The sequence below is a fragment of the uncultured Reyranella sp. genome, from assembly GCF_945957355.1.
GTDB lineage: Bacteria > Pseudomonadota > Alphaproteobacteria > Reyranellales > Reyranellaceae > Reyranella.
The window spans coordinates 18,198-34,612 of record NZ_CAMFKM010000023.1 but is presented as its reverse complement, the minus strand read 5'-3'; the positions used below and the strand labels follow the sequence as shown (position 1 = coordinate 34,612).

Here is a 16,415-nt window from a genome sequence, read left to right as displayed (position 1 = left end):
GCTAACGCGAGTCAGTGCTCCGTCTTCGTCGCCGGCGGTGCCGTCGTCGGCTTGACGCCCATCCAGCCCTTCACCGTCTCGCGGAAGCGCTGGAACGCCACGTAGAGGCCCGGGATCACGAAGATGCCAAGGAACGACGCGGCGATCATGCCGCCGAATACCGCGGTGCCGACGGCACGTTGCGTGGCGGCGCCCGCGCCCGAGGAGATGACCAGAGGCACCAGGCCGAGGATGAAGGCGAAGGAGGTCATCATGACCGCCCGGAAGCGCAGGCTGGCGGCCGTGGTCGCCGCGGTGACCACGTCGGCGCCCTTCTCGCGCTCGGCCATCGCGAACTCGATGATCAGGATGGCGTTCTTGGCGGCGAGTGCGATCAGCACCACGATGCCGATCTGGGCGAAGATGTTGTTGTCGAGACCGGCGATCAGCAGCGCCGTCACGGCGCCGAACAGGCCGACGATGACCGACAGCAGCGCCGCCACCGGGATCGCCGTGCTCTCGTAGAGGCCGACCAGGAACAGGTAGGCGAAGACGACGGCGAGACCCAGGATGAAGCCGGTCTGGCCGCTCGCGGCCTTCTCCTGTAGCGCCGTCCCCGTCCATTCGAAGCCGTAGCCGGCCGGCAGGGTGCGCGTCGCGAGCTTTTCCATGGCGGCGATGGCGTCGCCCGAGGAGTAGCCCGGCGCGGGCGCGCCGTTCACCACCACCGAGCGCAGGTTGTTGTAGCGGACGACCGAGGAAGGCGCGGTGACCATCTCGATGTTGGCTACCGCCTGCAGGGGCACCAACTCGCCGCTCGCCGCGCGCACGCGCACGCGGAAGACGTCGTTCACCTTGCTGCGATCCGACGCGTCGGCCTGAACCTTCACCTGCCAGGTGCGGCCGAACAGGTTGAAGTCGTTGGTGTAGGCGCCGCCCAGCGACGTCTGCATCGCCGAGAAGATGTCGGAGATCGAGATGCCAAGCGCCTGCGCACGCTCGCGATCGAGCTTGAGATTGATCTGCGGTGTCGAGGCGCTGTAGGTCGTATAGACGCCCGCCAGTTCCGGCACTTCCTGCGCCGAGATCATCACGCCCCGCGCGACGGCCGCGAGGTCGGTCGGCGAGGCGCCGGCAAGCGATTGCACCACGAACTCGAAGCCCGCCGAATTGCCCAGACCCATGATCGGCGGCAGGTTGAAGGCGAAGACGTTGGCCGAGGCGATCTGGCTGAAGGCGACATTGAGTTCCTTCAGTGCGTGGAACACCGAGAGCGCGGGATCCTTCCTCTGGTCAAACGGCTTCAGCTCGACCACGACCAGGGCACGGTTGGGCAGCGCCAGGCCGTCGATCATGCTGTAGCCCGAAACGGTGAAGACGCTCTGCTTCCAGGGCTTGTCGGCGATGGTTTTCTCGACTTCCTCGACGGCCGCCAGCGTGCGGTTGGTCGACGCGGCGTCGGGAAGCTGCACCTCGGCCATGAAGGCGCCCTGGTCCTCGTCGGGCAGGAAGCCCGACGGCACCATGGAGCCGATGCCGCCGGTCGCGGCGGCGAAGCCCACGACCAGAAGGAGGGCTACGATGCCGCGCCGCGCCAGCGGCGTCACGACCCTGGTGTAGCCGTCGCGCGTCCTGTCGATGCGGCCCTGCATCCAGCCCATGATCCCGGTCGGCTTCTTGCGGTGGCGCAGGATCAGCGAGCAGAGCGCCGGCGACAGCGAAAGCGCATTGATCGCCGAGATGATCATCGAGACCGACACGGCCACGGCGAACTGGGCGTAGAGCTGGCCCGAGATGCCGGGGATGAAGGCGGTCGGGATGAAGACCGACAGCAGCACCAGGGTGATGGCGATGATCGGCCCGGTGACCTGGCCCATCGCCTTCTCGGTCGCCTGGGCGACCGTGAGCTCTGGCTCGTGCTCAAGGATGTGCTCGACCGCCTCGACCACGACGATGGCGTCGTCGACCACGATGCCGATGGCCAGCACCAGCGCCAGCAGCGAGATCGTGTTGGCCGAATAGCCCAGCGCCAGCATGACGGCGAAGGTGCCGATCAGCGCCACCGGCACGGCGATGATCGGGATCAGGGTGGCGCGCAGGTTGCCGAGGAAGATGAAGACGACGATGCCGACCAGCACGAAGGCCTCGATCAGCGTCTTGATCACGCTCTTGATCGTGGCCTGCACGAACACGGTCGTGTCGTACATGACGTTGTAGGCGACATCCTCGGGGAAGCGCGGCTCCAGCGCCTTGATCGCGTCGCGCACGCCCTGCGCGGTGGCCAGCGCGTTGGCGCCGGGCAGCTGGTAGATCTGGATGCCGGCCGCCGCCTGGCCGTTGTAGCGCCCGACCTGGTCGCTGGTCTTGGCGCCCAGCTCGACCCGGGCGATGTCCTTGACGCGGACCATCGCGCCATCGGACTTGGCGCGCACCACGATGTTCTCGAACTCCTCGGTGGTGACGAGGCGGCCCTGCGTCGTGATGTTCAGCTGGAAGCTGACATCGTCGAGCAGCGGCGCCGCACCCACCAGGCCGACGGCGGCCTGGACGTTCTGGGCCTGCACCGCCTGCACCACCTCATTGGGGGTGATGTCGAGACTCGCCATGCGCTCGAGGTTCAGCCAGATGCGCATGGAATAGTCGAGCGCGCCGAACAGGGTGGCGTCGCCGACGCCGGGCACGCGCCGCAGCGTGTCGAGCAGGGTGATCGTCGTGAAGTTCGACAGGAACAGCGCATCGCGCGAGCCGTTGGGCGAATAGACGGCCACGACCTGCAGCAGTGCCGAGGACTGCTTCTTGGTGGTGACGCCCAGCCGCTGCACTTCGGGCGGCAACAGGGCGAGCGCCTGGTTGACCCGGTTGGTGACGTTGACGGTGTTGAGGTCGGGGTTCGAGCCGACCTCGAAGCTGACGGTCAGCGCGTAGCTGCCGTCGCCGCCCGACGTCGACTTCATGTAGATCATGCGTTCGACGCCGTTCACCTGCGCCTCGATGACCTGCGCCACGCTCTCCTCGACCGCCTGGGCCGAGGCGCCGGGATAGGTCGCGGTGACGCGCACCTGCGGCGGCACGATGTCGGGGAACTGCGCCACCGGCATCGCCGTCATGGCGATGATGCCGGCAATGGTGATGACCGTGGAGATGACGAACGCCAGCCGCGGCCGGCGGATGAACAGCGACGAGATCGTCATGATTTATTACTTCTGCGTCGAGGCCGAAGGCGGCGCCACGCTGGGGTTGACCGTCATGCCCGGCCGGACGCGCTGCTGACCCTGGACGATGACCCTCTCGCCAGCCTTCAGACCCGAGGTGATGGCGACCATGCCGTCACGTGAGACGCCGGTCCTGATGCGCTTTTGCTCGACCACGTTCTTGTCGTTGACGATGAACAGGTAGGCGCCGGTCTGGTCCTGGGCGATGGCCGCCTGCGGAACGGCCACCGATGTCGGCACCTGCTCGCCTTCGATGATGACCCGGAGTGTCTGGCCGTCGGTCAGCATGCCGTCGGGGTTGGGGAAGGTGGCGCGCACGATCTGGCCGTCAGTCTTGGCATCGACCGTGTTGTCGATGAAGTCGATCTTGCCTTTCTCCTTGTAGATCGATCCGTCGGCGAGCCGGATGCGCACCGCGATGCCGTTCGGGTCGGTGGCCTGGTCCCGTCGCGCGTCGAGCAGCTCGCGCTGTGTCACGGGGAAGAGCACGCGGATGGGATTCTCGCTCACGACGGTGGCCAGCACGCCCGAGTCGGGACTGACGAGATTGCCCGGGGAGAAGGCGGCGCGGCCGATGCGGCCATCGATCGGCGACTTGATCTCGGTGTAGGAGAGCTGGAGTTCGGCGTCGCGAAGCTGGGCGCTGGCATCCTCGACCTGGGCCTTGGCCTGGAGCTGCTCGGAGAGCCGCTGGTCGTAGGTGACCTGGGTGCCGGTGTTGGTGCGCAGCAGCTCGGCGGCGCGCTTCAGCTGGGTCTCGGCATTGGCCAGTCCTGCCCGTGCCGCGTCGAGCTGGGCCTTCTTCTGGTCGACGGCCGCCTGATAGGTCTCGGGTTCGATGGTGAAGACGACCTGGTCCTTCTTGACCTGGTCGCCGTCGGCGAATTTGCGCGGTCCCAGGAAGCCCTTTACCCGGGCACGCAGCTCGACCTTGTCGACGGCCGCGGCGCGGCCGATGAATTCGGCCTGATCGGCGATCGGCTTCATTTCGGCGGCCTGGACGAGCACTGCGGGCGGTGGAGCACTCGGCTGCTGCGCGAGGGCCGGCGCCATGCTGCAGGCAGCCGAAAGCGCCGCAGCGACGAGCATGCATGCCGTCGAACGTCGGTATTTCATCGTCGAGTCCCCACTCAAAACAGCGGCGGAACAGTGCCTTAATTCGCCCAAATGGTCACGGCAATTCAGGTCGAGATGGGCCTTGCAACATTGCGTGTGATCGGGGAGGAGTCGGGAATGGTGGCATGGCGGTGGTTGGTTATCGTTCTCGCGACGGCGTGTGCCGTCGCGTCGTTCAACGCTGCCGCCCAGACGCCTCCGCAGACGCCTGTCCCCTCAGCCGGAAGCCCGGCCCAGCGCAGCTCCTTCACCAACCCCGCCGAGTACGACAGCTACATGGCGGCGTTGAACACCAAGGATCCGGCGCGGCGGGCGCAGGCCATGGAGGTGTTCATCGCCTGGTATCCGGGCAGCGTCCTGCGGCTGGACGCCCATGAACAGGCGATCTCGGCCTGGCAGGCGGCCAACCAGCCGGCCAAGGCGGACGTCCTTGTTGCGCGCTTGCTGCAGGTCGATCCCGACAATGTGCGTGCGCTGGCCAACCGGGCCTATGTCGGACGTCTCAAGGCTTCGGGTGGAGACGCCTCCGCGCTGGCGGCGGCCGTCACGGCTTCCGAGCGCGGCCTGGCGGTGATCCCCAAGTGGCAGAAGCCCGCCTTGCTCGACGATGCTGGCTTCGCACAGCTGAAGGAACAGATGGCCGGCATCTTCAGCGGCGTTCTGGGCTTCGCTGCACTGCAGGCGAAGGACTATGACAAGGCGCGGGACTACTATCGCGTCGCCGTGGCGGCCGACCCGACCAACCTGCAGGACGTCTATCAGTATTCGGTGGTGCAGCTCGAAGGCTCCCCGGTCGATGCGCTGGGCTTCTGGTATGGCGCCCGTGCGATCGCGATCGCCAAGGCGGCGAAGAACGATTCGGCGGCGCAGGATATCGATCGCTACATTCGCTCGCGCTACAGCGTCTATCGCGGCAGCGAGGAAGGATGGGACGCCATCGTGACACGCGTCGCCAATGAGAGCGCGCCGCCGGCCAATTTCAAGAAGTCGATTCCGCGCGCGATGACTCCGCCGGAACGGGCACTGGAGATCCTCGAGGACAATGAGCCCGCCAAGCTGACGCCACAGCAGTGGGTGCTGGTGCTGCGCCATCGCGATGTCAGCCCGGCCAACAAGCGTGCGGCCGAGGCGGTGTGGAGGGCGATCGGCGACAGGCAGCAGGGCGGCCAGCGGCTGAAGCTGCCCTTCAAGGTCGTCTCCGCGACGCCCGAGCGGATCGAAGGGGCGATCAGTGACGAGGCCCGGGCGCGCAACGTTCCCGAGCTCGAGGTGACGATGATGCGGCCGCTCAGCCCGCTCCCGGCGGTGGGGTCGAACATCTTCATGTTCGGAACGTTGAGCGAATACCGGACCCAGCCGTTCCTGTTCCGCCTGACCCGCGCCGAGCTTGCGCCCGAATCGCTGCCGGTGGCCGGCGGTCCCTGCGCCGATCCGCGGCCGCAGATGTGCACGAAGGACTATCGACCCGCCTGCGGCCAGCTTCGCGACGGCACGCGCAAGACCTACAGCAACGCCTGCAGCGCGTGCAGCGATCCGCAGGTCGTGACCCAGGGCGCCGGCGCCTGTCCCTGAGAGCGGCGAGCGGTGAACCAAGCGTTTCGATCGTGTTCCTCCCCATTCAGATGGGGAGGTGCCCCGCGGGGGGCGGAGGGGTCATGACCCCATCGCCCTCGTAAGACGAGGGCACTTCCCCTTTGCGGAGCCCGCAAAGGGGAAGCATTTAGCCCCTCAATGAGCCAGCAGCAGCGGCACGCGGCAGGACGAGATCACCTTGCCGGTGGCGCCGCCGAGACCGAGGAAGCTCATCACCTGGCCGCGGCCGTAGGCGCCCATCACCAACAGGTCGGCGCCCTTGCCGTGCGTGTAGTCGAGCAGGGCGCGACCGCGCGCGCGGCCTGAGACGGCGCCGGGATCGATGGCGTCGATGGTGGTCTTGATGCCGTGGCGGCCGAGATTGCGCGCGAGATAGGACGCGCCGACATCGTCGGCCTTGGAGCCGACGACCAGGATCGTGATGGCGCTCGCCTTGGCGAGGAACGGCAGGGAGTATTCGACGGCGCGGGCGGCCTGGAAGCTGCCGTTCCAGGCGACGATGACCGATCCGAAGCCGCCGCTGCCGGCGTTCGGCGGCGCGATCATTACGGCGCGGGCGCATTCATGGATCGCGGCCTCGACAGTGGCGGGCGCCACGTTCTCGGGGTCGGAACCCGGCCGGCCCAGCACCAGCAGATCGGAGCAGCGGCCCATCGCGACCAGCGTGTCGAGCGTCGCGGTCTCGGCGGCGGTGTAGGTCGAGCCGGTATTGGTCGCGAGCAGTTCCTTGTAGGCGCGCTCCGATTCCTTGGCGCGCTCCTCGAGCCGCTCGTCGTCGAGGTTCATGATCAGCGGCATCGCTTCGCCACTCATGGCGAGGCCGCCGACGGCGCCGCCGGCCGGACCGACCGGCAGATGCAGAGCATCCACGGTGGCGTCGAAAATGCCGGCGACACGGGCGGCCAGCCGGAACGACATCGCGGCATCGGGACCGCCTTCGGACACGGCCAGAATCGACTTCAACATGTGGAACTCCCCCAACGAATCTTCAGGACGCGCGATTAAGAAGCGGCGACGCCTCAGGTGCAAGTCAAGTCTTTCGGTCGGCGGCTCAGCTCCGCGCCGCCTGCGCGAGACCGGTCATCAGTTCGGCGACGCCGACCAGCTCCTGGCCGGCACTGCGCGCGCCCTGCAGGACCTCGTCGAGCGAGCGGCCGTTGGCCAGCGACGCGGCGCCCCACAGCAGCGCCGATCGCATTCCGCTCTTGCAGAAGGCGACGACCCTTCCGTCGCCTTCTGCAAGAAGGTCGGCGAAGGCGCGCACCTGATCGGGCGTCGCGCGCGGACCGGAGAAGGGCAGGTCGAGGAAATTCAGTCCGGCTGACTCGGCAGCCGCGCGCAGATCCGCCGTCTTCGGCTGGCCGAAGAAAGCCTCGCCGTCGGGCCGGTTGTTGACGACGGCGACGAAGCCCGCCGCGGCGATTTCCTTCATGTCGCCTGGATTGAGCTGACCGGAAACGGAGACCCTGTCGTCGACCGGAAGGAGGGACAGGCTCATGCTGACAACTCGCGTTTGCGGATCCAATGGATGAAAGGCAGGGCCAGCAGGACCATCCAGAGCTTGCCGAGTATCTGGCCGGCCAGATACTCGAAGCTCCCGAACGCCAGCCACAGGAAGAGGACGCTGTCGGCGATCAGGCCGACGACGCTGCTCGCCAGCACGGCCAGGACGAGGCCGCGCGATTGCAGCGGCGTATAGACCGCGAAGTCGGCGAGTTCGGACAGAAGGAAGGCCGTGGCCGAGGCGATGAGGAGCTGCGGCGGCGCGACCGCGCCCGACAGGGCCGCGCCGGCCACGATGGCGCCGACGGCGACGCCCCGGCCCAGCCGCCGTTGCACGAGGTCGCGCAGCACCAGCGCCAGCCCGATCATCAGCACGCCCGAGGGCGCCATCAGGGGCTTGCCACCCGGACCCCAGGGCCAGACCGGCACCAGGCATGGGCCCTGCGGCACGCACACCGCGCCGACATTCCCGATCATCCAGTTGGCGAGCGGGATGCAGGCGATGAAGCCCAGGAAGTAGGCCAGGCCCACGAGTTTGGCCCGCGTCGAAGAATTCATGCCGGCGCTCCTAGCAGGTCCGCCGCGACGCTGGAACCCCGAGGAACCCGCCCGCAATGGTTGCGTTGCTTCGCACACAATCCAGGAGACATTTCATGCAGCCCATCGCCCGCCGCTCGATCCTGTTCGGCGTCGCCGCCCTGTCGGTCGTTCCCGCCACTGCCGTCTTCGCCGTCAACGCGTTGCCCGATGCTCGCTTCGTGGGATTTGCCCAGGAGTTCAACGATTTCGAGATCGCTTCTGGCCGGCTCGCGCTCGCCAGGTCGACGAACGAGAACGTCCGCGGCTTTGCGGCCCGCATGGTGGCCGACCAGACCGAGGCCGCCCAGTATCTGAGCAAGGCGCGACAGGAAGCGGGTGTCTCCTACGCGCCCGATCCCAGCAACGCGCCGGGCTGGACCGCGACACTGCAGCGGCTGAACGTGCTGCAAGGGGTCGAGTTCGACACCGCCTATGCCAACGCCCAGCTCGCCGCACATATCGATGCCAATGCGCAGTACGGCGCCTACTCGCAGGACGGCGGCAACGGCGCGCTGCGCCGGTTTGCCCAGGGGCAGCTTCCAAAGGTCCAGCAGAACCTGACCGGCGCGCGCCAGCTCGCCGGCGGCCGCTAGGCCGCTACAGCGAGCTCCTGCCCTCGCGCCACGCGACGAAGCCCCGCTTGCGCAAGGCGCAGGCGGGGCATTCGCCGCATCCATATCCCCATTCATGCCGCGCGCCGCGCACGCTGTCGTAGCAGGTGTGGGTGTGTTCCAGGATCAGCTCGACCAGCGGCGATCCGCCCAGCTCGTTTGAAAGGCCCCAGGTCTCGGCCTTGTCGAGCCACATCAGCGGCGTGTGGAGCACGAAGGAGCGGTCCATGCCGAGGTTCAGGGTGACCTGAAGCGCCTTGATCGTATTGTCGCGGCAGTCGGGATAGCCGGAGAAATCCGTCTCGCACATCCCCCCGACCAGGTTGCGGATGTTGCGCCGCCACGCCACGGCAGCCGCGAATGTGAAGAAGAGCAGATTGCGGCCGGGCACGAAGCTGTTGGGCAGCCCGTCCTTCTCCATCGCGAAGGCGACGTCCCGGGTCAGCGACGTGTCACTGATTTGTCCCAGCACACCCATGTCGATGAAATGGTCTTCGCCCAGCCTTTCCGCCCAGTGCGGAAAGCGGTGCCGGATCTGGTCGAGGACGACAAGCCTTTGATCCAGCTCGATTCGGTGCCTCTGGCGGTAGTCGAAAGCGACCGTCTCGACATGCGCAAATCGCTCTAGCGCCCAGGCCAGACACGTGGTGGAGTCCTGTCCACCGGAGAAGAGGACGAGGGCAGATCGGGCATCGTTCATGAGGGGCTTTATCGCCCGCCACCTCCCTCCGCGCTACAGCGTTGGCGTTCGGCAGACCCATCCACCACAGAGGGAGGAACTCATGTTCGTCTCCGATATCCTGTCGCGTAAGGGCGGTCTCGTTCACACGGTCGCACCGGGCACGTCGGTCGGCCAGATTTCCCAGCAGCTCAGCACGCGCCACATCGGCTCGGTGCTGATTCTCGATTCCGACGATTCGGTCGCCGGCATCGTTTCCGAACGCGACCTCGTGCACGCCTTCGCCAGGCACGGCGCCGCCGCCCTCGACCTCGAGGCGCGCACCATCATGACCCGCGATGTCGTGACCTGCGACCCCGACGATTCGATCGACCATGTCATGCAGCTCATGACGAGCGGTCGCTTCCGCCACCTGCCGGTGGTGCGCCATGGCGAACTGCTGGGCCTCGTGTCGATCGGCGACGTCGTGAAGGCGCGTCTCGAAGAGGCCCAGCATGAGACCGAGGCGCTGCGGGCCTACATCGTCGCCGGCTGACGGCTGCGCTTAAGTTCGACCACGATCTCCGCTAGGGTCCCCGCCGGACCCTGGGCGGAGAAGGCATGTCATCACCCCTGCAAGGAAAAGTCGCGCTGGTGACGGGCGCGGGCAAGAATATCGGTCGCGCCATTGCGCTGACCCTGGCGCGCGACGGCGCGGCCATCGTGGTCAACGGGCGTTCGGACAGGACGGCGGTCGATGCCGTCGTCGGCGAGATCGAGGCTGCCGGCGGCAAGGCGATGGCCGCGATGGGCGACGTCGCCGATCCGGCCGTGCCGCCGCGCCTCGCGCAGGAAGCCGCGGCGAAGTTCGGTGGCGTCGATATCCTCGTGAGCAATGCCGGCCTGCGTCGACAGACTTCCTTCCTCGACATGTCGTTCGAGGAGTGGCGCGAGATCATGTCGGTCGCGCTCGACGGCGCCTTCCTGCTGGGCAAGGCGATCGTGCCCCAGATGGTGGCGCGCGGCGGCGGTGCCTTCGTGGCGCTGTCCGGCATCTCCACCCATGTCGGTACGCCCAACCGCTGTCATGTGTCGGCGTCGAAGTCGGGCCTCGAAGGGCTGATGCGGGCGCTGGCGGTCGAGCTGGCGCCGCACAGGATCACCTGCAATGCGCTGGCGCCCGGCGCCATCGACACGACGCGCGGTGCTGCGGCGGGCGCGCGTCCGGCGGTGAACCGTCCGATTCCGCTGAAGCGCTTCGGTACGGTCGAGGAGATCGCGGCGATGGTGCGCCTGCTGGTCGGGCCGGACGGCACCTTCATCACCGGCCAGACGATCCACGTGAATGGCGGTGAGTTCCTGACATGAGAAACCTGATCACTGACGTGCCCGGCGTGCTGGTCGGCAACGCGCAAGACATGCGTGCCGCCACCGGCGCCACGGTTGCGATCTTCGAGCAGGGCGCCGTGGCCAGCATCGCGACCCTGGGCGGTGCGCCTGGCGACCGGATGGGCACCTCGCTCGAGCCGGAAATGGTCGGCCAGATGATCGACGCCGTCGTGCTCTCGGGCGGGTCCGTTTACGGGCTCGACGCCGCGGGGGGCGCGTCGGCCGTGCTCTGCCAGCGCGGCCAGGGCCGCACCTTCGGTGGCCTCGCCATTCCCGTGGCGGTGCAGGCGATCCTGTTCGACCTGATCAATGGCGGCGAAAAGGACTGGATGCGCGAGCCAGTGAAGTACAAGCCGCCGTACTGGGATCTCGGCCGCGATGCCGCCCTGGTCGCGGCGCATGATTTCGCGCTGGGCACGGCCGGTGCGGGTGTCGGTGCGACGACCGCCGGACTCAAGGGCGGCCTCGGTTCGACCAGCGCGAAGACCAGCCAGGGCTTTACCGTCGGCGCCCTTGTCGCGGTCAACGCCGTCGGTGCAGCCACAATCGGCAGCGGCCCGCATTTCTGGGCCGGCGCCTACGAGCAGGGCGAAGAATTTGGTGGCCTGGGCTGGCCCGAGAAGCTTCCCGTTGATGCGCTGAAGCTGCGTTTCAAGGGGCAGCCCTTGCCGGCCACGGCCACGACCATCGCGCTGGTTGCGACCGATGCCGCGCTCACCAAGGCGGAGTGCAAGCGGCTGGCCATCATGGCGAACGATGGCTTGTCGAAGTCGCTGCGTCCCGTGCATGCGCCGAACGATGGCGACACGGTATTCGCAGCCGCCACCGGCAAGGCAGGCCGCGGCGGCGATCCGCCGATCCTGACGGAGCTGGGCACGGTTGCTGCCGATTGCCTCGCCCGTGCCGTCGCACGCGGTGTCTACGAGGCGACAGCCCTGCCGTTCCCGAATGCCGTGCCGGACTGGAAGACGAAGTTCGGAGGCGGTCGCCGATGAGCTACCTGATCGTGTTCGTGGGCGCCGGCATCGGCGGTGCGGCGCGCCATGGGATGAACATCTGGGTGGCGCGGCTCCTGGGGTCGCACTTTCCCTGGCACACGCTGGTGATCAACATCCTGGGCTCGATCGTGATGGGCCTGATCACCGGCTGGTTCGCCGAGCGCGTCGGCGCCGCCGCTCACTACCGGCTGTTCCTGGCGACCGGCGTGATGGGCGGCTTCACGACCTTCTCCGCTTTTTCGCTCGATTCCGTGCTGCTGTGGGAGCGGCATGAATATCTGATGGCGGCCCTCTATGTCGGCGGTTCGGTCGCCGGTGCGATCGCAGGACTGGCAGCGGCGCTCTGGATCATGGGCAAGGCGCTGGCGTGAGCCAGCCGCAGACGTTCGACGTCGTCATCCTGGGCGGCGGCGCCGCGGGACTGATGTGTGCGATGCGGGCGGGCCAGCGCGGCCGCAGGGTCCTGCTGCTCGACCATGCCGAGAAGGTCGGCAAGAAAATCCTGATCTCGGGGGGCGGTCGCTGCAACTTCACCAATCGTGACGCGCGGCCAGAGGCGTTCCTGTCGGCCAATCCGCATTTCTGCAAGTCGGCGCTGGCGCGCTACACGCAGCACGACTTCATCGCGCTGGTGAACAAGCACAAGATCGCCTGGCACGAGAAGACTCTGGGACAGCTCTTCTGCGACGGCTCGGCACGGCAAATCGTGGCCATGCTGCTCGACGAATGTGCTGCGGCAGGCGTCGACGTGCGGGTGGCGCACAAGGTGGCGCGAGTCGAGAAGGCGGATCGTTTCATCGTGACGACGGACCGCGGCGATTTCTCCGCGGCCTCCGTCGTGCTGGCGACCGGTGGGCTCTCGATCCCGAAGATGGGCGCGACCGGCTTCGCGCACGAGGTGGCGCGCCACTTCAAGCTGCGTGTCACCGACACGCGGCCGGCGCTGGTGCCGCTCACCCTGCCTGTGCCGGAGATCAGCGGCGTGTCGCTCGACGTCGAGGCGCGCTGCGGCCGCGCGCGCTTCCGCGAGGCGCTGCTGTTCACCCATCGCGGCCTTTCCGGCCCGGCGATCCTGCAGGTCTCATCCTACTGGAAGCCTGGACAGGAGATCACCGTCGACCTGCTGCCCGATCTCGACGCTGCGAGCTTTCTCAAGGAGCGAAAGCGCACGCGGCCCAAGGCCGAGTTGCGCACGGTCCTCGCTGAAATACTGCCGCAGCGCCTGGCGCAGAGTCGCGCGCCAGAAGGCCTCATGGCCAACCAGCGCGACCGCGATCTCGAGGCGCAGGCGACGCGCCTGAAGGCCTGGACCTTCGTGCCGACCGGCACCGAGGGTTATGCCAAGGCCGAGGTCACCCTGGGAGGCATCGACACGGATGGGCTGTCGTCGAAGACGATGGAAGCGAAAAAGGTCCCGGGTCTGTTCGCGATCGGCGAGGCGGTCGACGTCACCGGCTGGCTGGGCGGCTACAATTTCCAGTGGGCCTGGTCGTCGGGCTGGGTCGCGGGCGAGTCGGTCTGAGCGCTTCGTCAGTGGCCCAGATAGCTGCGCCGCAGCTCGGGATCGCGGGCGAGGTCGGCGGCGCTGCCCGATAGTGCGATGCGGCCGTTCTCCAGCACATAGGCGCGGTGGGCGATGGAGAGCGACTGCACGACGTTCTGCTCGACCAGCAGGATCGCGAGCCCCTGCCGGTTGAGCTGGCCGATCAGGCCGAACATCTCCTCGACGAGGAGTGGCGACAGGCCGAGCGAGGGTTCGTCGAGGATCAGCAGCCGGGGTTCGCCCATCAGGCCGCGGCCGATTGCCAGCATCTGCTGCTCGCCGCCCGACAGCGTCCCGGCCGATTGGGTCAGCCGCTCGCGCAGGCGCGGGAAGGTCGCCAGCACCCGCTCCAGATTGGCGACACGGTTGGGCTTGCCGCGGCGATAGCTGCCGAGCTCGAGATTGTCGCGCACCGACAGGTTGGGAAAGACGCGGCGACCCTCCGGCACCTGCACCAGGCCTGCCTCTACGATGTCCATCGAGGAGGCGCCCGCGATCTCCTCCCCGTCGAAGCGGATCGAGCCGCCGCGTGGCCGGTAGAGGCCGGACACGTTGTTGTTGAGCGTCGACTTGCCCGCGCCGTTGCTGCCCAGCAGCGCCACGATCTCGCCGGCCCCTATGCTGAGGTCGACGCCGCGCAGCACTTCGATGGCGCCATAGCCCGCGTGCAGCGCCGCGATCTCAAGCACGCAGCACCTTGGCGGCGCCGTGGCCGAGATAGGCCTCAATCACCATTTCATTGTCGGCAATGGCGGCCGGTGTTCCCTCGGCGATCAGGCGACCCTGGTTCAGCACGTAGACCCGCTCGGCCAGCGAGGTTACCGCCTGCATGACATGCTCGATCAGCAGGATGGTGACCCCGGAGGCGCGGATGTTCCGGATCACGCCCACGATCTCGACGATCTCCGTCGGATTGAGCCCGGCCATCACCTCGTCGAGCAGGAGGAGCCGCGGCCCGGTCGCCAGGGCGCGCGCCAGTTCGAGCCGCTTGCGGCCGGCGACGGTGAGGTCGGCGCCGCGCTGGTCGAGCTGGTCCGTCATACCGACCAGCGCCGCTACCACCTCGGCCTCGCGCGCGGCCGCGCGGCGATCGGCGGTGTGGAGGTAGGCGCCGACCATGATGTTCTCGCGCACGCTGATGCCGGCGAAGGGCTGTGTGATCTGGAAGGTGCGCACCATGCCCGCGGCACAGATGCGATGCGGCGCGAGTCCCCCGATCGGCTTGCCCTCGAACGAGACCGCGCCGCCATCGGGCCGGTGGAAGCCTGCGATGGTCGCGAACAGGGTCGTCTTGCCGGCGCCATTGGGCCCGATCAGCCCGACGATCTCGCCCGCGGCCACGTCGAGCGAGGCGCTGTCCACGGCCTTGAGGCCTCCGAAGGACTTGGAGATGTCGCGCACCTCAAGCATGGCGCGGCTTCCTGCGGAACAGGCTCATCAGCCCGTCGGGCAGACGTGCCACGATCAGGATCAGCATGATGCCGTAGACGACGAGGCTGAGCGGCTGGACGTTCTTGAGGGCCGGCACGACGCTGGCCAGCCAGCGCGTCACCTCGTTGATGCCCATCAGGGTGAACGAGCCGATCAACGGTCCGAAGATCGTGCCCGCGCCACCGACCATGCTGACCAGCAGCATCTCGACCGACTTGTCCACGCCAAACGCGATGCCGGGATCGATGTAGAGGTACTTCTGCGCGTAGAAAGTGCCGCCGGCGGCGCACATCGCGCCGGACAAAGTGAGCACCTTCACCTTCTCGGCGAAGACGTCGATGCCCAGGGCCCGCGCCGCATCCTCGTTCTCGCGGATCGCCACCAGCCGCGCGCCGAAGCGGCTGCGCGTGAGCTGCCAGGCGATCAGCAGCGAGACGATGCACAGCAGCAGGGCGAGGTAGTAGATCCAGATCGGGTCCTTGAACTGGAAATTGATGGGCCTCGGGTCGGCCTTGATCAGCATGCCGAGACCGCCCTTGGTGAAGGGCACCGAGTTGGCGAGGATGCGGAAGACCTCGGCGAAGGCCAGCGTGATCAGTGCGAAGTAGGAACCGCGCAAGCCGGCGCGGAAGGAGAGCAGCGCGATCATCCAGCCGACGGCACCGCCCGCCGCCATGGCGACGGGCCAGGCGAGCCACGGGTTCCAGCCCCAGGTCACCTGCAGGATGGTCGACGTATAGGCGCCGGTGCCGAAGAACACGACATGGCCGAACGAGGTCTGCCCCGCAAAGCCGCCGGCGATGTTCCAGGACTGGCCTATGAAGGCGGTGAAGAAGACCAGCATGCCGATCGTGACGAGATAGTTCGGCACCAGCAGCGGGTAGGCGATCGCGGCCGCGAGGCCCAGCACGCAGAAGAGGAGAGGGCGGTTCACGCCTTGCTCCCGAACAGGCCGGTGGGCTTCAGCAGCAGGATCAGGATGAAGATCAGCGAAATGCCGATCTGGCCGAGCTGCTCGCCCAGGAAGAGCCCGCCCAGCGATTCGGTGATGCCGATGAGGAAGCCGCCTACCGCCGCGCCCGCGAAGCTGCCCATGCCGCCCAGCACGACGATGGTGAAGGCCACGAGCACGAAGGCATGGCCCGACGTGGGCGTCACGTAGTAGGTCGGCATCAGCAGGCAGGCGGCGGCGCCGAGGCAGGCGATGCCGATGCCGTAGGAGACGGCGAAGACATTCTCGACATCGATGCCGACGAGCCGCGCGCCCTGCCTCTCCCTGGCGACGGCGCGGATCGCCTTGCCCATGTCGCTCTTTGCCATGTAGAGGCCGAGCGCCGCGCAGATCACCAGCGAGGCGCCGAACGAAATGATCTTGGGCAGCGGCAGGAAGGCGGCGCCGACCTCCACGAAGCTGCCGGCATAGGGCACGTCGATCGTCTGCGTGTCGCCGCCGAAGAACAGCAGCGCGACATTGTCGATCACGATCGAGAGGCCCAGCGTGATCAGCAGGATGTTCTCGTCGCGCCCGTGACTGTAGCGGCCGATCAGCAGACGATAGAGCACGTAGCCGAAGCCGAAAGCGCCGGCGGTCACCACCGGCAGGGCGGCATAGGGATCGATGCCGATCAGCCGCCAGAGATAGAAGACGGCATACATGGCCAGCATCAGCAGGCTGCCATGGGCGAAGTTGATGATGTGCAGGACGCCGTAGATCAGCGTCAGGCCGACCGCGACCAGGACGTAGATGCCACCGGCCAGAAGGCCGTTCAGGACGCCCGCGAGAAGAAAGGCGGGATCGAACAC

17 protein-coding genes are annotated in these 16,415 nt (G+C 67.5%); 7 read left to right on the top strand and 10 right to left on the bottom strand.

From position 1 onward, the window contains the following. Positions 1-11: 11 nt before the first annotated feature. Entirely contained in the window at positions 12-3,170 is a 3,159-nt protein-coding gene (locus tag Q0Q48_RS25410) for a multidrug efflux RND transporter permease subunit (protein ID WP_295144469.1), read from the bottom strand. 6 nt (positions 3,171-3,176) lie between these two features. Then, positions 3,177-4,280, bottom strand: a complete 1,104-nt coding sequence (locus Q0Q48_RS25405) for an efflux RND transporter periplasmic adaptor subunit (RefSeq protein ID WP_295144466.1) — start codon at positions 4,278-4,280, stop codon at positions 3,177-3,179. 78 nt (positions 4,281-4,358) lie between these two features. Between Q0Q48_RS25405 and Q0Q48_RS25400 the strand changes: the two genes are divergently transcribed. Continuing rightward, a complete protein-coding gene (locus Q0Q48_RS25400; RefSeq protein ID WP_295144463.1) occupies positions 4,359-5,879 on the top strand; it encodes a hypothetical protein in 1,521 nt (506 codons plus the stop codon). Positions 5,880-6,035: 156 nt separating this feature from the next. Here Q0Q48_RS25400 and Q0Q48_RS25395 read toward each other — a convergent pair whose 3' ends face one another. The 3 genes from Q0Q48_RS25395 to Q0Q48_RS25385 form a co-directional block, all read right to left on the bottom strand. Continuing rightward, a complete protein-coding gene (locus tag Q0Q48_RS25395; protein ID WP_295144460.1) occupies positions 6,036-6,866 on the bottom strand; it encodes a universal stress protein in 831 nt (276 codons plus the stop codon). Positions 6,867-6,951: 85 nt separating this feature from the next. After that, positions 6,952-7,398, bottom strand: coding sequence for a TIGR01244 family sulfur transferase (locus tag Q0Q48_RS25390; RefSeq protein ID WP_295144457.1), 447 nt, complete (start codon positions 7,396-7,398; stop codon positions 6,952-6,954). After that, positions 7,395-7,961: a VUT family protein gene (locus Q0Q48_RS25385; protein WP_295144454.1), complete on the bottom strand. Its 567-nt coding sequence runs from the start codon at positions 7,959-7,961 to the stop codon at positions 7,395-7,397. Before Q0Q48_RS25385 ends, Q0Q48_RS25390 begins: the two co-directional genes overlap by 4 nt. Before the next feature lie 95 nt (positions 7,962-8,056). Here Q0Q48_RS25385 and Q0Q48_RS25380 point away from each other — a divergent pair, with 95 nt between their 5' ends. Then, entirely contained in the window at positions 8,057-8,575 is a 519-nt protein-coding gene (locus Q0Q48_RS25380; RefSeq protein WP_295144451.1) for a DUF4142 domain-containing protein, read from the top strand. Positions 8,576-8,579: 4 nt separating this feature from the next. Here Q0Q48_RS25380 and queC read toward each other — a convergent pair whose 3' ends face one another. Further along, positions 8,580-9,293, bottom strand: a complete 714-nt coding sequence (queC, locus tag Q0Q48_RS25375; RefSeq protein WP_295144448.1) for a 7-cyano-7-deazaguanine synthase QueC — start codon at positions 9,291-9,293, stop codon at positions 8,580-8,582. Positions 9,294-9,375: 82 nt separating this feature from the next. On the opposite strand from queC, the gene Q0Q48_RS25370 reads away from it, so the two are divergent. From Q0Q48_RS25370 to Q0Q48_RS25350, 5 genes are all read left to right on the top strand, one after another. Then, a complete protein-coding gene (locus Q0Q48_RS25370) occupies positions 9,376-9,807 on the top strand; it encodes a CBS domain-containing protein (RefSeq protein ID WP_295144446.1) in 432 nt (143 codons plus the stop codon). Between the two features lie 65 nt (positions 9,808-9,872). Then, positions 9,873-10,619, top strand: coding sequence for an SDR family NAD(P)-dependent oxidoreductase (locus Q0Q48_RS25365; RefSeq protein WP_295144444.1), 747 nt, complete (start codon positions 9,873-9,875; stop codon positions 10,617-10,619). Beyond that, complete coding sequence (locus Q0Q48_RS25360; RefSeq protein WP_295144441.1) at positions 10,616-11,635, top strand: P1 family peptidase; 1,020 nt, start codon at positions 10,616-10,618, stop codon at positions 11,633-11,635. The genes Q0Q48_RS25365 and Q0Q48_RS25360 overlap by 4 nt, the downstream gene beginning before the upstream one ends. After that, complete coding sequence (crcB, locus tag Q0Q48_RS25355; RefSeq protein ID WP_295144438.1) at positions 11,632-12,009, top strand: fluoride efflux transporter CrcB; 378 nt, start codon at positions 11,632-11,634, stop codon at positions 12,007-12,009. Before Q0Q48_RS25360 ends, crcB begins: the two co-directional genes overlap by 4 nt. After that, the gene (locus tag Q0Q48_RS25350; protein ID WP_295144436.1) at positions 12,006-13,160 is read left to right on the top strand and encodes an NAD(P)/FAD-dependent oxidoreductase; all 1,155 of its coding nucleotides are present in this window, start codon (positions 12,006-12,008) and stop codon (positions 13,158-13,160) included. Before crcB ends, Q0Q48_RS25350 begins: the two co-directional genes overlap by 4 nt. Positions 13,161-13,168: 8 nt before the next feature. Here the strand turns inward: Q0Q48_RS25350 and Q0Q48_RS25345 are convergent, their stop codons facing one another. The 4 genes from Q0Q48_RS25345 to Q0Q48_RS25330 are packed head-to-tail and all read right to left on the bottom strand — an operon-like array spanning position 13,169 to position 16,415. After that, the gene (locus tag Q0Q48_RS25345; RefSeq protein ID WP_295144433.1) at positions 13,169-13,870 is read right to left on the bottom strand and encodes an ABC transporter ATP-binding protein; all 702 of its coding nucleotides are present in this window, start codon (positions 13,868-13,870) and stop codon (positions 13,169-13,171) included. After that, on the bottom strand, positions 13,863-14,591 hold the full coding sequence (locus Q0Q48_RS25340) for an ABC transporter ATP-binding protein (protein ID WP_295144430.1): 729 nt from the start codon (positions 14,589-14,591) through the stop codon (positions 13,863-13,865). Before Q0Q48_RS25340 ends, Q0Q48_RS25345 begins: the two co-directional genes overlap by 8 nt. After that, positions 14,584-15,546 carry a branched-chain amino acid ABC transporter permease gene (locus Q0Q48_RS25335; RefSeq protein ID WP_295144427.1) on the bottom strand — a complete coding sequence of 321 codons (963 nt, stop codon included), beginning with the start codon at positions 15,544-15,546 and terminating at the stop codon, positions 14,584-14,586. The genes Q0Q48_RS25340 and Q0Q48_RS25335 overlap by 8 nt, the downstream gene beginning before the upstream one ends. Then, positions 15,543-16,415 (bottom strand): branched-chain amino acid ABC transporter permease, encoded by an 873-nt coding sequence (locus Q0Q48_RS25330; RefSeq protein ID WP_295144423.1) that lies wholly within the window; start codon positions 16,413-16,415, stop codon positions 15,543-15,545. Before Q0Q48_RS25330 ends, Q0Q48_RS25335 begins: the two co-directional genes overlap by 4 nt.

What these genes read in the sequence shown, in the direction of transcription:
- Q0Q48_RS25340 (WP_295144430.1), bottom strand. Translation starts at nt 14,591, where the DNA reads ATGCTTGAGGTGCGCGACATCTCCAAGTCCTTCGGAGGCCTCAAGGCC.
- Q0Q48_RS25385 (WP_295144454.1), bottom strand. Translation starts at nt 7,961, where the DNA reads ATGAATTCTTCGACGCGGGCCAAACTCGTGGGCCTGGCCTACTTCCTG.
- Q0Q48_RS25370 (WP_295144446.1), top strand. Translation starts at nt 9,376, where the DNA reads ATGTTCGTCTCCGATATCCTGTCGCGTAAGGGCGGTCTCGTTCACACG.
- Q0Q48_RS25365 (WP_295144444.1), top strand. Translation starts at nt 9,873, where the DNA reads ATGTCATCACCCCTGCAAGGAAAAGTCGCGCTGGTGACGGGCGCGGGC.
- queC (WP_295144448.1), bottom strand. Translation starts at nt 9,293, where the DNA reads ATGAACGATGCCCGATCTGCCCTCGTCCTCTTCTCCGGTGGACAGGAC.
- Q0Q48_RS25410 (WP_295144469.1), bottom strand. Translation starts at nt 3,170, where the DNA reads ATGACGATCTCGTCGCTGTTCATCCGCCGGCCGCGGCTGGCGTTCGTC.
- Q0Q48_RS25360 (WP_295144441.1), top strand. Translation starts at nt 10,616, where the DNA reads ATGAGAAACCTGATCACTGACGTGCCCGGCGTGCTGGTCGGCAACGCG.
- Q0Q48_RS25400 (WP_295144463.1), top strand. Translation starts at nt 4,359, where the DNA reads ATGGTCACGGCAATTCAGGTCGAGATGGGCCTTGCAACATTGCGTGTG.
- crcB (WP_295144438.1), top strand. Translation starts at nt 11,632, where the DNA reads ATGAGCTACCTGATCGTGTTCGTGGGCGCCGGCATCGGCGGTGCGGCG.
- Q0Q48_RS25380 (WP_295144451.1), top strand. Translation starts at nt 8,057, where the DNA reads ATGCAGCCCATCGCCCGCCGCTCGATCCTGTTCGGCGTCGCCGCCCTG.
- Q0Q48_RS25395 (WP_295144460.1), bottom strand. Translation starts at nt 6,866, where the DNA reads ATGTTGAAGTCGATTCTGGCCGTGTCCGAAGGCGGTCCCGATGCCGCG.
- Q0Q48_RS25390 (WP_295144457.1), bottom strand. Translation starts at nt 7,398, where the DNA reads ATGAGCCTGTCCCTCCTTCCGGTCGACGACAGGGTCTCCGTTTCCGGT.
- Q0Q48_RS25405 (WP_295144466.1), bottom strand. Translation starts at nt 4,280, where the DNA reads ATGCTCGTCGCTGCGGCGCTTTCGGCTGCCTGCAGCATGGCGCCGGCC.